Source organism: Haladaptatus cibarius D43 (assembly GCF_000710615.1).
Taxonomy (GTDB): domain Archaea; phylum Halobacteriota; class Halobacteria; order Halobacteriales; family Haladaptataceae; genus Haladaptatus; species Haladaptatus cibarius.
In genome coordinates this window covers 96,727-113,850 of the sequence record NZ_JDTH01000010.1, presented here as the reverse complement: position 1 = coordinate 113,850, position 17,124 = coordinate 96,727, and the positions used below count along the sequence as shown (strand labels likewise).

18 protein-coding genes, 1 pseudogene and 1 CRISPR repeat array are annotated in these 17,124 nt (G+C 50.4%); of the genes and pseudogenes, 13 read left to right on the top strand and 6 right to left on the bottom strand.

Going from position 1 to position 17,124, the window contains the following annotated elements; genetic code table 11:
* Positions 1-835: 835 nt before the first annotated feature.
* Positions 836-1,931: direct repeats of the CRISPR family, unit length 30 nt; unit sequence GTTACAGCAGAACCGTACTAGGGTTGAAGC.
* A 379-nt stretch (positions 1,932-2,310) separates the two neighbouring features.
* Positions 2,311-3,078, bottom strand: a complete 768-nt coding sequence (locus tag HL45_RS18230) for a superoxide dismutase (RefSeq protein WP_144240135.1) — start codon at positions 3,076-3,078, stop codon at positions 2,311-2,313.
* Positions 3,079-3,356: 278 nt separating this feature from the next.
* Positions 3,357-3,602, bottom strand: a complete 246-nt coding sequence (locus HL45_RS18225; RefSeq protein ID WP_049972637.1) for a hypothetical protein — start codon at positions 3,600-3,602, stop codon at positions 3,357-3,359.
* 176 nt (positions 3,603-3,778) lie between these two features.
* Here HL45_RS18225 and HL45_RS21475 point away from each other — a divergent pair, with 176 nt between their 5' ends.
* Positions 3,779-4,171, top strand: a complete 393-nt coding sequence (locus tag HL45_RS21475) for an SWIM zinc finger family protein (protein WP_049972636.1) — start codon at positions 3,779-3,781, stop codon at positions 4,169-4,171.
* A gap of 64 nt (positions 4,172-4,235) precedes the next feature.
* Here the strand turns inward: HL45_RS21475 and HL45_RS18215 are convergent, their stop codons facing one another.
* Together HL45_RS18215 and HL45_RS18210 are read right to left on the bottom strand one after the other, a co-directional pair.
* Complete coding sequence (locus HL45_RS18215; RefSeq protein WP_049972635.1) at positions 4,236-4,577, bottom strand: type II toxin-antitoxin system PemK/MazF family toxin; 342 nt, start codon at positions 4,575-4,577, stop codon at positions 4,236-4,238.
* Positions 4,574-4,825 (bottom strand): AbrB/MazE/SpoVT family DNA-binding domain-containing protein, encoded by a 252-nt coding sequence (locus HL45_RS18210; protein WP_049972634.1) that lies wholly within the window; start codon positions 4,823-4,825, stop codon positions 4,574-4,576. The genes HL45_RS18215 and HL45_RS18210 overlap by 4 nt, the downstream gene beginning before the upstream one ends.
* 418 nt (positions 4,826-5,243) lie before the next feature.
* Between HL45_RS18210 and HL45_RS18205 the strand changes: the two genes are divergently transcribed.
* The 8 genes from HL45_RS18205 to HL45_RS18175 all read left to right on the top strand — a co-directional run bounded on the left by HL45_RS18205 (position 5,244) and on the right by HL45_RS18175 (position 9,987).
* Positions 5,244-5,675: an MOSC domain-containing protein gene (locus HL45_RS18205; RefSeq protein ID WP_049972646.1), complete on the top strand. Its 432-nt coding sequence runs from the start codon at positions 5,244-5,246 to the stop codon at positions 5,673-5,675.
* Positions 5,669-5,947: a hypothetical protein gene (locus HL45_RS18200; RefSeq protein WP_211250899.1), complete on the top strand. Its 279-nt coding sequence runs from the start codon at positions 5,669-5,671 to the stop codon at positions 5,945-5,947. Before HL45_RS18205 ends, HL45_RS18200 begins: the two co-directional genes overlap by 7 nt.
* A gap of 62 nt (positions 5,948-6,009) precedes the next feature.
* The gene (locus tag HL45_RS21320; RefSeq protein ID WP_162833896.1) at positions 6,010-6,168 is read left to right on the top strand and encodes a hypothetical protein; all 159 of its coding nucleotides are present in this window, start codon (positions 6,010-6,012) and stop codon (positions 6,166-6,168) included.
* Between the two features lie 200 nt (positions 6,169-6,368).
* Positions 6,369-6,761, top strand: a complete 393-nt coding sequence (locus HL45_RS21715; RefSeq protein ID WP_368085953.1) for a SprT-like domain-containing protein — start codon at positions 6,369-6,371, stop codon at positions 6,759-6,761.
* Positions 6,762-6,976: 215 nt separating this feature from the next.
* The gene (locus HL45_RS18190) at positions 6,977-7,510 is read left to right on the top strand and encodes a DUF7437 domain-containing protein (RefSeq protein ID WP_049972632.1); all 534 of its coding nucleotides are present in this window, start codon (positions 6,977-6,979) and stop codon (positions 7,508-7,510) included.
* Positions 7,507-8,034 (top strand): hypothetical protein, encoded by a 528-nt coding sequence (locus HL45_RS18185; protein WP_049972631.1) that lies wholly within the window; start codon positions 7,507-7,509, stop codon positions 8,032-8,034. The genes HL45_RS18190 and HL45_RS18185 overlap by 4 nt, the downstream gene beginning before the upstream one ends.
* A 1,067-nt stretch (positions 8,035-9,101) precedes the next feature.
* Complete coding sequence (locus HL45_RS18180) at positions 9,102-9,437, top strand: hypothetical protein (protein ID WP_049972630.1); 336 nt, start codon at positions 9,102-9,104, stop codon at positions 9,435-9,437.
* Between the two features lie 304 nt (positions 9,438-9,741).
* Entirely contained in the window at positions 9,742-9,987 is a 246-nt protein-coding gene (locus tag HL45_RS18175; RefSeq protein ID WP_049972629.1) for a winged helix-turn-helix transcriptional regulator, read from the top strand.
* Positions 9,988-10,439: 452 nt separating this feature from the next.
* Here the strand turns inward: HL45_RS18175 and HL45_RS18165 are convergent, their stop codons facing one another.
* Entirely contained in the window at positions 10,440-11,153 is a 714-nt protein-coding gene (locus tag HL45_RS18165; protein WP_049972627.1) for a phosphoglycerol geranylgeranyltransferase, read from the bottom strand.
* A 282-nt stretch (positions 11,154-11,435) separates the two neighbouring features.
* Here HL45_RS18165 and HL45_RS18160 point away from each other — a divergent pair, with 282 nt between their 5' ends.
* The 4 genes from HL45_RS18160 to HL45_RS20095 all read left to right on the top strand — a co-directional run bounded on the left by HL45_RS18160 (position 11,436) and on the right by HL45_RS20095 (position 14,607).
* Entirely contained in the window at positions 11,436-11,627 is a 192-nt protein-coding gene (locus HL45_RS18160; protein ID WP_049972626.1) for a hypothetical protein, read from the top strand.
* A 431-nt stretch (positions 11,628-12,058) separates the two neighbouring features.
* Entirely contained in the window at positions 12,059-12,817 is a 759-nt protein-coding gene (locus HL45_RS20595; protein ID WP_144240132.1) for a hypothetical protein, read from the top strand.
* Positions 12,818-12,819: 2 nt separating this feature from the next.
* Positions 12,820-13,278 (top strand): hypothetical protein, encoded by a 459-nt coding sequence (locus HL45_RS20590; RefSeq protein WP_144240131.1) that lies wholly within the window; start codon positions 12,820-12,822, stop codon positions 13,276-13,278.
* A gap of 57 nt (positions 13,279-13,335) precedes the next feature.
* Complete coding sequence (locus tag HL45_RS20095) at positions 13,336-14,607, top strand: PQQ-binding-like beta-propeller repeat protein (RefSeq protein WP_084157133.1); 1,272 nt, start codon at positions 13,336-13,338, stop codon at positions 14,605-14,607.
* Positions 14,608-15,366: 759 nt separating this feature from the next.
* On the opposite strand, the pseudogene HL45_RS21980 reads toward HL45_RS20095, so the two are convergent.
* A pseudogene (locus tag HL45_RS21980) lies at positions 15,367-16,936 on the bottom strand (transposase).
* Positions 16,937-17,124 lie beyond the last annotated feature (188 nt).

The following is a 17,124-nucleotide window of genomic DNA, read 5'->3' as shown; positions in this document are numbered from 1 at the left end:
ACCCTACTATTGGTCTCCTACAGGTAACTTTAACCCTAGTCAGTTCTACTGAACAACTTGCAGGTTCGGTAGGGTGGTTTCTACTACTTCGACAGTCTACCAAAAAGTTCCGTCTTTGAGTCATCTGTGTCTTTGTTTGGGAACTATGATTCAGCATTTCTATCCCCGTGGCTGGTTGTCGATTGCTAGTTCTTCGAAATATGCCGCTTTGATGTGTCCAAAACGACACCATGACCGTGTCGGGTCACTTGAGATGCCGAGTAGTGGTTCTTCATAGTCGCTTCCTAGGCAACTACTTCGATTTTTCTGCTTCTGGTTCGCAAGATTTGCTTGGTTTCGTTTCATAGATTTTTCTGTAGGTCACAGGCCAAACCTCTAAGACGATGGAAGCAGTAGCTATCCCTGCAGCTACTTAACCACCTTCCGAGGTGGTTATAACCGTACACGTTGTCTTTTGGTGAAGCGAACGTGTACGGGATTTTTGTGACCTATCAGTGTCAATAATCGGTGGGAACATAACTTTTTGATCTACTAGTGGTAGAATGTGGGTCGTTTGCTACAGGTAGAAAAATCCCATTCCGACACTGGCTCGTGGATACCCATACCGTTCAAAGGAGAGAATACGATCTAAAGCGATGAACCGTTCGATCTGACACATCCGGACATGGGCAAGGAAGAGTAACTATTGGATTTTGTAAATTGCTTCGACGTGAGTTGGCTAATTTCCTTGTGCGTTTCCGTCGACCCCCGGGGGGTTTCGGGGTTACTGGCGGTCGACGGAAACACCCAAGTGTGCACGGTACGAAGAGAGGCTGAGTGCCACGAATTGGGCATGGTTACAGCAGAACCGTACTAGGGTTGAAGCGATTCTACCTCGATTTCAATCGAGTTATCACCCATGGTTACAGCAGAACCGTACTAGGGTTGAAGCCACGAGTCGTTCGGCGAGGAGAACGTGTTTGTGGTTGTTACAGCAGAACCGTACTAGGGTTGAAGCGCTCTGAAGCTCTGTCGTTAGCGTTTGGATAGTCTGCGTTACAGCAGAACCGTACTAGGGTTGAAGCGACCATGTAGTAATCGAGTGCCACACCCGTCGACAGTCGTTACAGCAGAACCGTACTAGGGTTGAAGCATATGTCGTAGCCTCGCAGGACACTTGCCACGCCCAGCGTTACAGCAGAACCGTACTAGGGTTGAAGCCTCCGTCGCTTTTTGCCACAGACCGTTCGACAGCGTCGTTACAGCAGAACCGTACTAGGGTTGAAGCAAGAATCTCGTGAGGCCCGTGAGGAAGGATATAAAGGTTACAGCAGAACCGTACTAGGGTTGAAGCGATCCTGGGGATTATGGCCGGGCTCGCGCTCTACCGGGTTACAGCAGAACCGTACTAGGGTTGAAGCGAGATGTTTCGACATGGATGGGACATCCGGAAGCTCGTTACAGCAGAACCGTACTAGGGTTGAAGCGTGAAGTCCGCGTTCGGTGTCCTCCGTGTCTTGCGCGTTACAGCAGAACCGTACTAGGGTTGAAGCTTGGAATATACGTCCACATCATTGCCGAGATAAAGGTTACAGCAGAACCGTACTAGGGTTGAAGCCACCTGCTCGGCCAGAACCGCGTCCATGTCGGCGTGCGTTACAGCAGAACCGTACTAGGGTTGAAGCTAGAACACGTCTACCCGAACCACGAGGCAGGATACAGTTACAGCAGAACCGTACTAGGGTTGAAGCGTCCTGTACGAACGCGGGCAAGACAGTACCGACCCAGGTTACAGCAGAACCGTACTAGGGTTGAAGCTGCTGAATCCGATCTGCTTGCTCGTCCGGCAGGTACATGTTACAGCAGAACCGTACTAGGGTTGAAGCACCCTTGCGAGGAAACTATGACAACCACAAATATCGGTTACAGCAGAACCGTACTAGGGTTGAAGCAACAAGCAGAACGACGGTGAAGCACAGGGTAGAAGTGGTTACATAAGAGGTCACGTCACGACCAAACACCCCAGTTGGCGGTGACGACGAATACTCTAATTTCCGCGTTGACAACCACCTGGCGAACGTTATCGGGGAAAACAAGAGTGTCCAGAAAGACATGGTACAAATAATCCGCAGCGTTCTCCTACAGCACCTCAAGCTGTCGATGTGCAGACAGCCATTCTATCCCAAGTATATTAGCAACTCTGCAGGTAGTCGCCACTAGAGATTCTGATTTGCGTACTCCGCTAAAGTACCCGGTTACCGAATCCCGCAGACATAAAAACAATCTTAACTGCGTGAGATGGCAACCACTGGTGGTCAGATCAATCAACTATTATTGACACTCACTCCCATCGAAGAGTTCGGCATTGTGAGCGTGTTGATATCGTGTTGCGACGTCATCCCAATTGACTACCTGCCAGAACGCATCGATGTAGCTCCCCCGATCGTTCTCATATTGGAGGTAGTATGCATGCTCCCAGACGTCAAGCACGAGTAATGGTGTCGCTCCTTGGATAGCACGATTGTTATGATTTTCCGCTTGAATCGTGAGTAGTTTCTCGGCGAGGTGATCGTATACGAGCATCCCCCACCCGGAGCCTTCGACGTTTTCGGCAGCGGCTGCGAACTCGTCTTTGAAGGCGTTGAACGAACCAAAATCGGATTGGATTGCACTAGCAAGATCGCCGTCTGGTTTGCCACCACCATTAGGTGACATATTTTCCCAGAACACAGAGTGGTTGACGTGCCCGGAGAGGTTGAATGAGAGGTCACGTTTGACTGCTTTGACTTCCTCGAAATCACCTGCTTGTCTCATCTGAGAAAGCGTTTTCAACGCTTTGTTTGCACCATCGACGTAGCCCTGGTGATGCTTATCGTGATGGAGCTTCATAATGCGTTGATCAATATGCGGTTCGAGTGCATCGTAATCGTACGGGAGGGGCGGAAGTTCGTATTGCATGGATTGTGAGTTTTGAGAGCTCGCGATGACGTTTGACGTACCGAGCGCTCCCACTCCAGCGGTGATTCCCATTGCTTGGAGGAATGAGCGCCGATCTGCTGCGGGATGGTTGAGGGGGGATTTATCATTCGGGTTAGGCATTACTGTACGCCTCCATGATTAGATCACACCTCAATTACAAAAATGAACTGGCCATCGTGACACTAATTAGTATGCTAGTATATCTGTGTAGAGTATTCACTTTAGATTTGGCTGGTGATTGTCTACAACGATTTGGAGCGAAACATCTGTGTATGCTCCATTAGACAGCTTTGTTCGACCCGCCCAGCAAGCACCCGACCGTTCCCGTTAGGAAACGTAATTTTGCGTGATCCGTTGGCGGTGCTGTAATGATCACGATCTGTTTTCCAACCTCGTGGCTATTCTCTGGAAATCCACCAGATAACCACCCGCGGACTCAATTTCCCGCGTTCTAACTCATCCATTTCATGCAAATCCTTGAGCCGCTGATGCACTGGTCGGCGTTCCATCTCGACCGTGTCTGCAACCCACCGAGCGGTCACTGCCGGAAACTCCGACTCACGAATCACCCGAAGAATATCCTCATCACTCGTCTGCTCCGCAAATCGCCCCTGTTCGTCGCGCCCACTCTCGTTCTCAGTCATAGCCCATAGTATTGCAGCCATCTACTTAATACTAGATCCTACGTAGGATACTGTAATCTTTAATACCTCATCCCACATAGGATATGGTGGGAAGAACGGTATCCTCGGGCGTGTAGAAACGCGCCGGGTGCTTGCAACACCCGGCACTGGTCTTCCAAAACCTACGTGGAAAGACCATGTCAACGAAATCGCCTAGTGAACTTGAAGCTGACGAGACAGCACAGAAACGCGCACAGTGGGAACAATTTTCCTTCGACGTCGATGCCCCCGGACTCGTTGGAGTCACTAACGAGAGCCACGAGAACCCTGCAGACCACCAGTACACCGTCTCTATCGATGACGTGACCGACGACCTGATGGCCTGCACGTGCCCGCATCACGTCCACCGGAACGCCTACTGCAAACACATGGCCGCCGTCGAAAACGCAACTGACGATGGGACGCTCGACGCCTTCCCGTCGGAGGAGAACGAAGGCGATGCCGAACCCGAAGACTGCGACTGTGACGGCCTCGGTGACTTCCCGTGCTGGCCATGCGTGCAAACGGGACGAAAAGAACTGTCGAACTAACCACCGATTCTGTCCCTGAACCGCATATCTTGAAAAAGCCGATACCCGGTAAATAGCGACGATTTCAGTCTAACCCGAGACTCACTTTGATCGCCGCATCGATTTCAGCCATTTTTTCGTCACTGACCTGCCCAAAGGTTCGCTCAATACGCTTTTCAATATCAACCGTCCGTATTTGATCGAGTTGGACAGCAGAATCCTTGTCGATATCTTCGTCGCTTGCACGAAGAATAACCACAAACGGATATTGTGAGAGTGTCGTTGTCATCGGGGCAACGATTGTTGTAGGCGAATACTGATTGCCAGTATCGTTTTGGATAACAACTGCTGGACGAGTCTTTTTGATTTCGGAGCCTTTTGTGGGATCAAGATTTACGAGAACAATATCACCGCGAGAGACGCTCATAGGTAGCCGTTTGCCTCTCTCGATGCCCCTTCCCATTCCTCATTTATTTCTCGTGCTTGTTCGGCGTTGTCCTTGTATGCTTTCGCGAGTTCCTCATGGTCAACGCCATTCGGCTTCCGGATCACGATTTTGCCGTCCTCACGCTCAACGATGACCTCGTCTCCCCCGTGGATATCTTCTTGCTCTCGAATCCACTTTGGGATCGTGACTTGTCCCCGGTCACCGACGCGCCGTGTATCCTGTGACATTACACAAATTCATATGTTTTTCATATCTATAAGTGCACCGGGTGAGTTATGGAGAAACAACGAAGGGTTGCGATGGCCTAGGTGACTTCCCGTGCTGGCCATGCGTGCGAACGGGACGGATGGAACTGCCGAACGAACCACCGTTTCAATAACACGACGTCCTCTGACTCAGCAAATCATTCGATAGCATTTTTTGAGTCCTAGTGGCTGAAAGTAGGGAAGTATGCTTCCTTGGGGCCGTTGCGTGGTATACTAATAGACGAAGACAGTGAGCCAGGGCGCAGCGCTGGCTCGTCCGTCCATCCAATATGTACATTTTCACCGTCCTCGAAATCTACAATAGACACTTCCACGAAGAAACTGTATGAAACTCGGCCAAGTTGAGGGGATTCACATTGCTCCCGACAGTGGTGATCCGATGCAGGCACGAACGGACGTGGAAGCAGTTGCGGGACGAGGACTCCGTGGCGACCGGTACTTCGAGGAACGTGGGCTCTGGAACTTCCTTGACGAGGATCCGAATCGAGAGGTGAAGGAGGCAAGTGACGTTACTTTCATTGAAGCCGAGGCACTGGCATCGGTTGAACGGGAGGCAAGTATCGAAATCCCGTCAGGTGCGCATCGTCGAAACGTAACGACACGAAATGTCCCACTCAACCACCTCGTGGGCCAAACATTCACTGTCGGCGATGTTCTCTGCGAGGGTATTCAACTCTGTGAACCATGTGGTTATATGCAGTCACTCGTCGGCGAGAAAGGACTTTCTGAAGCCCTTGTTCATCGTGGCGGACTCAACGCGTCCGTAATTGAATCCGGACAGTTTAGTGTCGGCGATGAGGTGCGGTGGTAACAGTGGTCGTTATTGATTTGGATGAATCCTTATCCGTTGAAATGACAATAGGTGTCTCGAAGCCATGCCGTTATACGGTCATCTATGAGGGAGAGGAAGTTGTCCAGTATGAAACGAGTGCGGATCCGCGAACGGCTGGTGGGCGTGTCGGTCTTCGAAATATCATCTGCAGACACATGGCAGATTATGACAAGGTGATGGTTAATGAGCAGCTCTCAACGGAAATCTCAGAGCACGTTGAGGCAGTAGCCAACGAATTTGGACCGAAATAACCTTTATACATTTACTCGATTTATTACCGTACTACGTTCTCTGCAACGCCTTCTGCAAACACATGGCCGCCGTCGAAACCGCAACCGGAGAGGGAACGCTCGACGCATTCCCGTCGGATGACGACAACGATGTCGAACCCGCAGACTGTGACTGTGACGGTCTCGGTGACTTCCCGTGCTGGCCGTGCGTGCGAACGGGACGAAAAGAACTGCCGAACTAACCACCGCTTCAGTCTTTTTTATCCATGGCACGCCAACTAACGTTCTCGGATATCACCGACCAGCGAACGCTCACCGAAAGCGCGGATGCACCAACTGACGATACGCCCGAAACACCGACAGCCCTCCTCGACCGAGCACAGCAACACGCAAGGAACGTCGCCACCGAGCACTTCCCAGAGCTGCCGGTCGAAACGATCGACTGGGAGGTCTCACATCGAGCCCAACGACAGGCGGGCATACGAAGTACGACCCGACAACAGAGGATATCACGATTGCACTGACCTGGACGGCCTACGAAAACCACGGATGGGAGCAATTCAGTTCCACAGTCCGGCACGAACTCATCCACGCCTGGCAATATCACGAGTTCGGTGACGCGAACCACGGGCGAACGTTCGCCCGCTGGACAGACCACCTCGATACTTCGCAACACTGCGAACGCTTCACTACACCCAAGTGGTGGCTCGTCTGCGAGGACTGTGGCGGTCGGATTGCCCGGTATCGTCGGTCGGAGACGGTGCGAAACCCAGAGCAATACAGTTGTGGTGAGTGTGGTGGGCCGCTCCGTGTTGAGGAGGGCAACGGTCACTAAGCAATTCTCGTTTAAGTGGTTCTCGCGATAAGGGATAGATACGAGGAAGATTTTCGCGGCCCACTGCCTTCTGCGTAAGTCATTTCTATCGCTCCTACATCACGCAAGAGCCTGCGTGGGTTAGTAGCTTATACTAACTCTCTGTAACACCATTTCCACTGTAACGCACCCCAAGCAGAAGAGCTATTACGAGTTATGCATAATTCATAACTACGATGGCACAGTCTGCTGCCTCCACCAATTCGATACCAATTGCGCAACTCCAAACAGTGGTCGAACTACTGGAGAACCCAACACTGGCGCGAATCTACACTTACGCGCTCCGTTCTGACGGTGCTACTGTCGCGGACTTCGTCACCGAACTCGACATTCCGCAGGGCACCGCCTATGACTACGTCCGAAAACTCGAGGCTGCAGGACTACTGACGAAGCAAGAAGATGACCGTCCCTACGAATTCGAAGCCGAACCGCTCTCGCTCACGCTGACGACAGACGGCGAGACGCGAACTATCACGGACGAACTCGTGGATGCTGCAGCGCGCCGTACAGAAAACGAGGATATCGACGTCTACATTGACCGGCATGGTATTGATGGCCTCGCAACTGCCCTAGAGTACGCTCGTGAGTTCGTGGAGGGTACCGTCAATCATCGAATCATGGCTCGCGAACAGGATCTCTCGCCACTCGAAGCCGAGATCATCTTACAGGCCCTCGAACCAGTCATCCGTGCCCACTCCGACGACGAATGACAGCGTACATCGCAGACACGGGTGTCTTCGTCCGGTGTGGCGGGCCGGACAACGAGAAGTATCAACGCCTTCGCCGCGCTGTCCGACAAGCTGGCATCTCGCTGCTCGTCCCTCGTCGCGTGTATGAAGAACTCGGTGGCGATCCTGACGACGAAGCCTATCCATCGAGCAACAGTCGTTGGCAAGAGGGAGTTGACGAAGGATGGATCCAAATTGCCGATGAACTCGATTACACCAATTCTCGAGTTTCGCGGGTGATGGATGCGGCTCGACGGTTTATCGCGAACGACACGGACCGACCTGAGGATACAATCGAAAAGACGGATACTGCGCTTATCGGCCTCGCAGCACAGCTTTTCGACACCGGACAAGCAGGCTCCGTTGTCTTGCTGACTACAGACAAACCAGCGGGACGGGCTGCAGAATCACTGCTGCCCAGCCATGGGTTCACAAACGACGTTGAATATCGGTATGTCAGTGTCGAATGCCTTGAGACGATTACCGCAGTCGAGTTCGGCGGCTAAAGAATAGACCACCTACCAAGTGGACAGTCAGCCGGGCAGACACAGGGTGCCCACCCCAGCGTGAAACACCCCGTCTTTCAAGTGAATCCCACCATCACAGACAACCAGCACCAGCCAGCCTGATAGTCCACTATTGACACACCAGACTTCCAGAGTAACTCAGCTATACACTATACCGGAAGACGCCTTCTCCTCTCACAATCACTCTTGCCTTCATAGACAGTCTCACTGACTCACCCCCACTGACAGTCCTACTGTTGATTCACGGAAGATAGTCCGGTGGCCTCAACCAGTCCACTTTACACCTCGTCGCAGCACGCTGGACAGTCCCCTCAGTCATCGTCAGATACAGCCAACTCCCGCTGGTACTTTGATGACAGTCCCACGGGCAGTAACTCTTCCAACGTCTGTTCTGCTGGTCGGTAACGGACAGTCCAGAGTTGCTTTGTCCAACTTTGGGTTGGTTTCCCTCACCTCTTGGGGACAGTCTGGCAGTACGTTCATTGAAACCTCGATGTCTCTCCTACGGCACCCCCACTATAGCACCCGTGTTGGCACCCAGATCTGCGTGATGATAGTGGGCACCCAACCAATGCATCCACTAGCATCTCACTATCGTCGCTCATCGGGTTTTGTCGTCCTGTCTGGGTAGAGGGACTGTCAGAACTCGTCGTTCTTGGTGACTGTCCTGTGCTGTCTCACAGCCGTTGTATCTCGTACTTCGTCACTCGGTGGTTGGTCTGTCTGCTGTTGTTTGGGGTGTGTTTCAGCTATATGTGTCGGGAGGGGTCGATTATCCGCGTTTATGCTCTTAAACGGCAATAGAATTATTAGCGTTATCAGCGTTTATGGGCGTATGGAAGAACCAGAATCTAGAGAAGAAGACGAGATGATTCGAGGCCATCGTCGGACGTTGCTTGATGGCCTTCGCTATCACGGTGGGTCAGCCAATACCAGTGAGCTTCGTTCCTACGGGGACGTTCCACCGGGAAGTATCCGGCACCACCTCTCTGTATTAGAAGAGTGGGAGCTCATTGTGCAGGAAGGAACGGCTTGATAACGGTGAAGTGGCCAATCTATATCATCTCACTGACGCTGGTTCCGCTGCTGCTGAGGAGATTGCAGAGAGTACGACCACCGCTGAAACTGTCGAGAGTTTGAAACAGAAGGTCAACCAGCAACAGGAGCAACTTGATACGCTCCACGACGAAGTGGAGATGCTTCGAGAAGAAGTGGATGAACTCAATGCGCTTCGAGCTGAGTTCAACCTGATGGCCGAAATCGTCGAGGACTTAGCAAGACATCGTGATCATCCCAAACGCGAGCGTAATGACAGGGCCGAGTCCGGAGGAGCACATCACGTCGCTTGCCTCCTGGGTGGCTTGGGCTGCCACTGGCACTGAAAACGCTGACGTTGCAGTGACAATACCGACAGTGCTACGAATGGAGCGGGTGGGGATCGCTCTACATTCCCCGACCATCACGCGCTTCAGTGCGTGATATTGCTGGGTCGAATCGTCTGTCAATCGGTGAAATCGGGCAGAGATGTGTCTCTGGGGCGATTTCGGCTGTTGTTCATCCATTGTACTCACTCCCACATCTAGAGGGCTAGATAAATACCTTACGCACACACTGGTTTGCGGTGTCTGGCCGGGCTCAGTCGGTGTGTGCGTAATCAATTTATGACATGGTCTAGGGCTGTTCTACATGCTCCCAGACAAATCCAGCAGCAGAGTCACTCTCACGAACGTCGATAAGGAAATTCTCGAACTCCTCCGCGAGGGACGGGCAACACAATCATACATCGTCGACGAAATCGGTCGTTCGCGCCAATACGTCCACAACCGACTCGGAATACTCACCGCTGCTGGGTACCTGGAAAACATCCATGCGAAAACAGCATTGTACGAGTTAGTTGGTGATCCACTTGCTGGCGAGGAAAATGGAGGATGAGTCCATGCGAATCCCGCCATTATCGATTGAAGCACCGAACGAAACCGCACGAGACACGCTTTGCCGACACGTCGCGGTACTCGTTGGGATTGGCAAGCTCATTCTCGTCGGGAGTCTCATTCAGATACTAGTTCTCGGGACAACTGGTGGTATTGCCCTATATGTCCTCGACGTTTCGAACTATGTCGGTGGCTGGATGGTAATCTTCTCGTGGTTTCTCGCCGCGTATCTGATCAAACTCTACGGTCGCAGTATTTTCCCGGTAAACGCCGACCAATTCACTCGGGTCTAAAATCTAGCTCATGCGGTTTTTCTACCATTGAAGCAGGAGTGTTGAACGCTGATACGCCAGCAGGTTGCCAATATTAGTATATTATACTAACCCCCGAGCGACTGACTGCAAAATCACACCCTCGATCACTTCACTCGTTCCTTGAGATCAGAGGGTACGATTATGATTCATGCGGCGCATCTTTTGCTCCACGAACGGTTGCCTCGACTGCCTCGACACCAGCGTCGTGGAGGAGATCACCGACAACAACCGTGTCCGCGACTGCCGCCATCTCGTATGCTGAGTCGTAATCGTAGATGCCACCGCCGTAGAATAGCGTTGCTGAGGACAGGGCATCCCGTGCTGCCGCGACGATGGCAGATTCACTCAGAGTACCAGAGGATTCGAGATAGACGGTATCCTGGCCAAGGAGATGTTCAGCGATTTCAGCGTAAGCAGCGACATCTGCTGCATTGAGGTCGCAGTTGGCTTGGTTGTACGTTGCGACGGCCGAGTCTGGGTTCAGAACGATGTACGCTTCGGGGAAGGTGTGTTCCCAATCGATAATCTTTGTTGAACGCACCCATTCCGTGTGCACCCCTGTTATCCATGTCGTGTCACCAGCGTTCAGGACGACCGGAATAAGATAACCAGCGACGGTGACGTGATCGAATATCGTTGGCCGATAGGTAGGTTCGATATACACCGGGATCTCTGTGGAGGCAAGTGCGTCGAGGAGTGGCTGAACACGTTCTTCGGTAACGCTCGTCGTGCCACCGATAATGATCGCATCCGTACCGGTCTCGGCGACTTCGACGTAGGTATCTCTGTCTGGAAGAGATTTATCGGGGTCGATTTTGGTGACGTGAGTCCAGTTCGCCTGCCAACATGGCATAGGTCAAGTAGTGCAATTGTGGACAAACCGTTTTCTCTCTCGGGCGAATTGGATAGAGTGCAATCAGTTCGAAAGGTTAGTATTGTATACTTACTATCCATCGACGAACGACCGTGCTGACCGGATCAGACGAGATGTGGACATGGAGTGACCTCGACGAGTGCGGGCCCGGCGGCGGGACGCCCACCGCGATGGTGTCCGCGAGACAGCCGCGGAACTGGAACAAGTTCCGACCGAGGAGTCGGTACTGTTTATGGTGACCGACGGCGGCCCGTGAAGCTCATGGACGCGACGACGGCGGTCGAGGAGGTACGGACAGTCGGCCATGGCGTGGTCGGTGTTGGCTTCGGGAACATTCAACGCTCGAATCTCGAAGCGATGTTCGGCACAGAGAATTACACGCTCGCAGCGCTGGACGGGTTACCGGGTGCCCTCGTAGAGCGCTATCGAGACGAAATGCCTGCGGCACTCTGACTGATAAACACACAAAATCCAAACAGAAACTGGAATACAGGGCGGATAGAACCTCGCACTGATTAGATTAGAAGCGCGATTATACAGCTCGAAGATATCGAGGACGACTGGCATGCATCGCTAGCATCGAAGCATTTTACAACCGGATCAACGAGATTTGGATAGGTTTAGTAGATGCAGCAGTCGCCGATGTCGTAGAAGAGATGAACAAAGACAGCGTGTGGTGAAACAACTGTCTAACAGGTGATTTCCTCTCCCAAGTTTTCGATAGGTGTACTGACCGATAACGAAGATAAACAGTTAACTGCAGTTTGTCACTATATTAGAACATAATACAAAATATTAAATCTTGGAATATATGAATAGATATATAAATTCTTAAATTTGAATACTAAATTGCCAATATTGAATATTGGTAAAGAGGAATACAAATGGTAACATGGGAAATTGCATTGTACATATCTGATAGAGTACACTACGAGGGTATCAATAATTACGGAGACGGTTACCGTGCACAGAGTCGAGCAAAAACGTACATTGAAGGAGCATTCGAAGTAATTCGAAATGAGTATTCAAATGGTTCCGATTACTACGTAGATATATTAGAACCGACAGAAACTGTTCCTGCACCACAATCTGCGATACGGGATAGTTTCACAGCGAACTATCCATGTCATGGTATTGATCAAGAAATATCATACGATAACCTAGTTCAATGGTTTAGTGATTGGACAAGTTGTAGTACTGATAGAGTTCGGGCAAATAACTGCACGGTTCTCTTAACGTATGGTAGTACACCGGGTGGCGGCATCGGTCAGACATCTGGAGATAAAGATTATCTTCATGCCGGAATTTCCGCGGGTAAATTCCTCGGAGATCTTCCATCAACGTATAATAGATACAGATCCAAATCAATCGATTCCTACGATGCCATGGGTACCGTCATGCATGAGATAGGTCACTCACTTCAATCATTTAATGGAGAAAAGGATGGTGAAGGCGATGGAATGCATCACGATGTCGGATTCTATGATAGTTCCAAAGATAGCTTAACGCCAATGGGTATCAATGGTTCTATAAATGAATGTGGTGATCCAAATGGAAATCGATCTCAGATAGAACTATGCTGGAGTGAGTGTGCAGTTAATCACTGGGATTACGACAACGATAACGATCCGGACAATATATAATAATGACAACAAGAAGAAACATACTTCGAAGCGGAATGCTCGCTGGTAGCTTCGCAATTGTTCCTCTATCAGTCAGTGGAGAAAGTGACGAGCCAGATACGTACCGTGGACATCCTGTACCGTTCGATATCTCGGTTACAAACAACACAGAGTCAGTCAAGAACATTATAGTGAGAATATATAATACGGGTTCAGAATCCCCCGTATTAACATCAACATATCCGCTTAAGGGTCTTAACTCGCCTGAGAATCCACCACTCGAAGAAGTAAAATTCAAGGGAAAATTTGATGCTTTCAATACAGAAGGCATCTATAGAATTGAAGCGTCAATCCCTGGTGGGTCTACTGATAGTTCAGAAGTTAGAATGGTGAATGGCAGTGTTATGAATGATCAATATGTGACGGTTTCTGCATACCCCGATAGCACGGTAAAGGTAGATACCTACTTCTCTTGTAAATAGTCTCTTCCCCTATTCTTTGCAGAAAACATATAAAACAGAGCGCTATATTACAGCAATATGGTCAGTAAAAACAGACGTAAAATACTTGCTGTTCTTGGAAGTTCTCTATTTGTGGCCGGATGTACAAACTCGTCAAGCGATTCGCCAGATACATCAACGAGCCAGCAACCACCAACCGCCACATCAACGGTTAGAACAACTAAACCATCGGAACAGAACGAAACTCAACGAACAACGGAAGTCTCGAACACGCCAAAATCAGAGTTTAACAAGCATCTCAAAACGACCGGCCACTGGCCACAATTCCAATTTGATGCAACAAAGACAGGACACAGTGATGATGTTAACGGCGTTTCAAGCGATGGTTCAGTATACTGGAAACGAGCAAAAGGAGGCGAGCCAATTATCAATGGTAATCGAATCTACACCATCGAACGACACGAGGGACAGTTATTTTTACTCACAAGAAAAATTCAAACCGGCGAAATAGCACACAAATACAGAATTTCAAATGGTACTTGGACAGCACTGTCGAACAACAATGTTCTGTATTCTTCATCCAGTAGTCTCGTTTCCGTTAATACGAGGGACTGGACAGAAAACTGGAAATTTGATTTGTCAGTGAGAAATATATATGCGCCAGCTATTGATCATTCAGTCATATACATCTCAGCCGAACCGTTAGGATTTGACGATACGAAAGGTGTCGTAAAAGCAATCGATGCAAATACAGGAAAGACGTACTGGAAAAACACTGTTTCAGAAACGAAGGAAGTCGCACTTCAACGTGGACAGGCGTTATATTACATAGATAGTGGTAATTTAATTGCAGTTGAACCCAAAAACGGAGATATGAAGTGGAAATACACGCAAAGTTCTTCTATCGATACATATCCCGTAGCTGCAGGTCAGTTTGTGCTGTATGGAAATCAAGATTCAATCACGTGCCTCCATGCTAGTAACGGGCAAAAAGTATGGTCACAGCAGATCGAATCGTGTAATGGAATTGCAGTTAGTGATAATGTCGCCTTTATATCAGATAATGGCGGGATTTCCGCTACCGATCTTGTAGACGGACAACAAATTTGGCGTGCGAACATTGGTACAGCGATGATACCAAGTGTGGATGCTGAAACAGTGTATGTTGACGCCGACTCCCAATTGTTTGCGCTAAATCGCTCAACTGGGGAGAAACATTGGTCGTATGAATTCCCAGATGTTGTCATTGAGGGCGACGTACTAGCGAGCGGCACTCGCTCACCACCAACAATAATTGATGATGGGATTCTGGTTCAGGCAGTCGATGGTCTCTACGCATTCGGACAATAGCAAGTCGAAATCACTACCTAGACACTACTATACGAGTATCTCGACCTTGGGCTTCTTGACGCATTGGTTGCCGAAAGGAATGATGACCTGCCACAGACATCGAGGCGATAGGAAATGGCGATATTTTATAATAGAATTAAATAAATTATAAAAGAGCCAGCCACGAGGCTACCGCGCGGATGCTCAAACTCTACTCCGAGAACGCCCTCAGGGGCTACACCTACCCGCCGTATCACCGCGGAAACTGGGGGCAGGACGATTACTAGGGAGGTGAGTGCGATATTCGGCAAAAGAAATCGCACGCTCGCGGCACTGGACAGGCATTAGCCGAAGAAGTGCGAATATAGTCGCTTGTGGCTGTCGAGCTGACGGGAACAGATGATTTGTTCGAACACAGGTTTCGCGCGTGGCCGAGGGCGGCGACCCGCCGCAATCCACTTCTGCTTATGGATTTAAGCAGCAGTAGAAAAGAAAACAGCAGAACGCCCGATTTCCACCGTGAAACAGTCTAAAACAGTTAAATACACATTTGTAAATCCCATGTCGCTATACAAAATGACGGCCCGTGAAGTTCACAGTTTCGGAGGATAAGCTATTTTCGCGTGTTTCTGGGGCTTTCCGTGGCTCGAACAGGCCACATTGATGACACATTAACTAACTTTTCAGAGAAAAGTCATCGAATATGCGAAAGTAGCCCAAAATTTGACCTCTCGCAGAGTGTCGCCACTCACAACAGGCAGTCCGTGCTGGCGTAGAGCGCTAATCAGGCGGGATTAGTGCCGAGCAAACCAACTCGACACACTCACCAGCAGTCAGAACCGGGGCGTAGTCCATCTCTCCGCCGACACCCGCCTTCAATAGGAAGTCAGTGAGCCGCCAGATGTTGTGCAGTAGCACCGCAAACACGAAGTAGAACAGTCGCACGTGGTAATCCTTGGAGGAGGTCTTCGCTAAGAACTCGTTCTTGATACTCTTGTACTCATTTTCGATCTGCCAGCGACGGCTGTAGCGACGGCAGAACGTCTTAGTCCCGACTGAGAGGTTCGTCGCAAAGACCGCTGTTCCTTCTCCCTTCGTCGAGGGAATGTACAGAAACTGCATCGCGTGCGAGCCCTGCTCAACGTGGACAGACACCGATTCAACGGCTATCTCCTGCCCATTTTCGTCCATCGTCTCGATAGCTTCCCGCTCGTCACTGTGGATGCGTTTCGGGATGAGATAGTTCACGTCGAGGTTCGAGAGCGTCTGGTACACCGCTTTCGAGTCAAACTCTCGATCACACAGCACCATCTCGATGGAGACATGTTCCTGTGCGCGTCGAACGAGTCGTCGGACTACATGATGAACCTGATTCGGTGGGTTCTCGTCCCACGACGAACTTTCACGGACAGGTTCGACAGCGAGGATAAGGGGGATATTCCATCCGACAATTGAGAGTGTGGCGAATTTGAACGCCCGCCCATCGCCGTCTTTCATCCCACTGACCATCGGCATCCCCCTCCACGTTACCGAAGTAGCGAATAGTCGTGATGTCAATCGCTACGGTGACTGGACGGCGAAACGAGGACTCCGATTGAATCACCGAGAGGAGTCGTTCTGTCGCCTGCTGAAATCCTTCAAGTAATCTCCCCAAGTCAAATTGTTTGACTGCGCGGAGGTGCGTGTCTCCGTGGGGACCATTCTTTTCCTCGACGGAATTTGAACCGTGCTGCGCCCTGCGGTGTACCACAACCGACCATCCCGATGAACGTCTGAAGCTCGAAGAATCGCGTATCAGCGTACGTCGCGTTCTGGGCTCTCCCAGAGTCGAACGGGCCGAATCCATGCTTACGAGCGAGGCGCGTGGTTCGGTAAATCTCTTCGTCAGAGAACTCGCTAGTCGCTTCAGAACCACTCTCGGGCGATCTTCTGACTTCCTCCAGTGGCTGGACTTCTGGAACAGCGAGGTCCTCGTTGTGGACTTCCCTGACTAAGAGGTGCGCGCTGGCTGTAATATACCCTCGAACATCGTCGTCGAACCGGTTGCGCCATGTCGTGAGAGAACTGACTCGTCCGGGATTTACTTGAGACCAAACACGTTGGCGAGTTCCGGGTGATGTGTGAAAGACCGATAGCTGTCTCCAGTGACTTCCAGATAAACAAAGAGTTCGAGCATTCCATGAAACGAATATGGTGAAGGATGCCACTTTGGATAGCCGTCCTCAAGTGTTTCAATCTGATACGTGAGATCGGTAAGTGCAGTACAAAAATCCGTTCCTTCACGGAGGTTTTTACAGAGTTCAAGAGCAGCGACGAATGCGTCGGTCAATCGGCGGCCACGTTGTACCATTGGTTCGTCTTGTACTCGACCTTGATGATGGCTCTTTCTGTGTATTTTTCTTGGATTCGGCTTTGATTTGGAACACCATACTCAAGAGTAAAATTGATCGGCGGCTCCTTTCCCGGCACACACAAGTAGACTTAAACTAGACAGTGCCTGAATGGGCATAATTATATCCGTATGTGGCTTTTAGAATC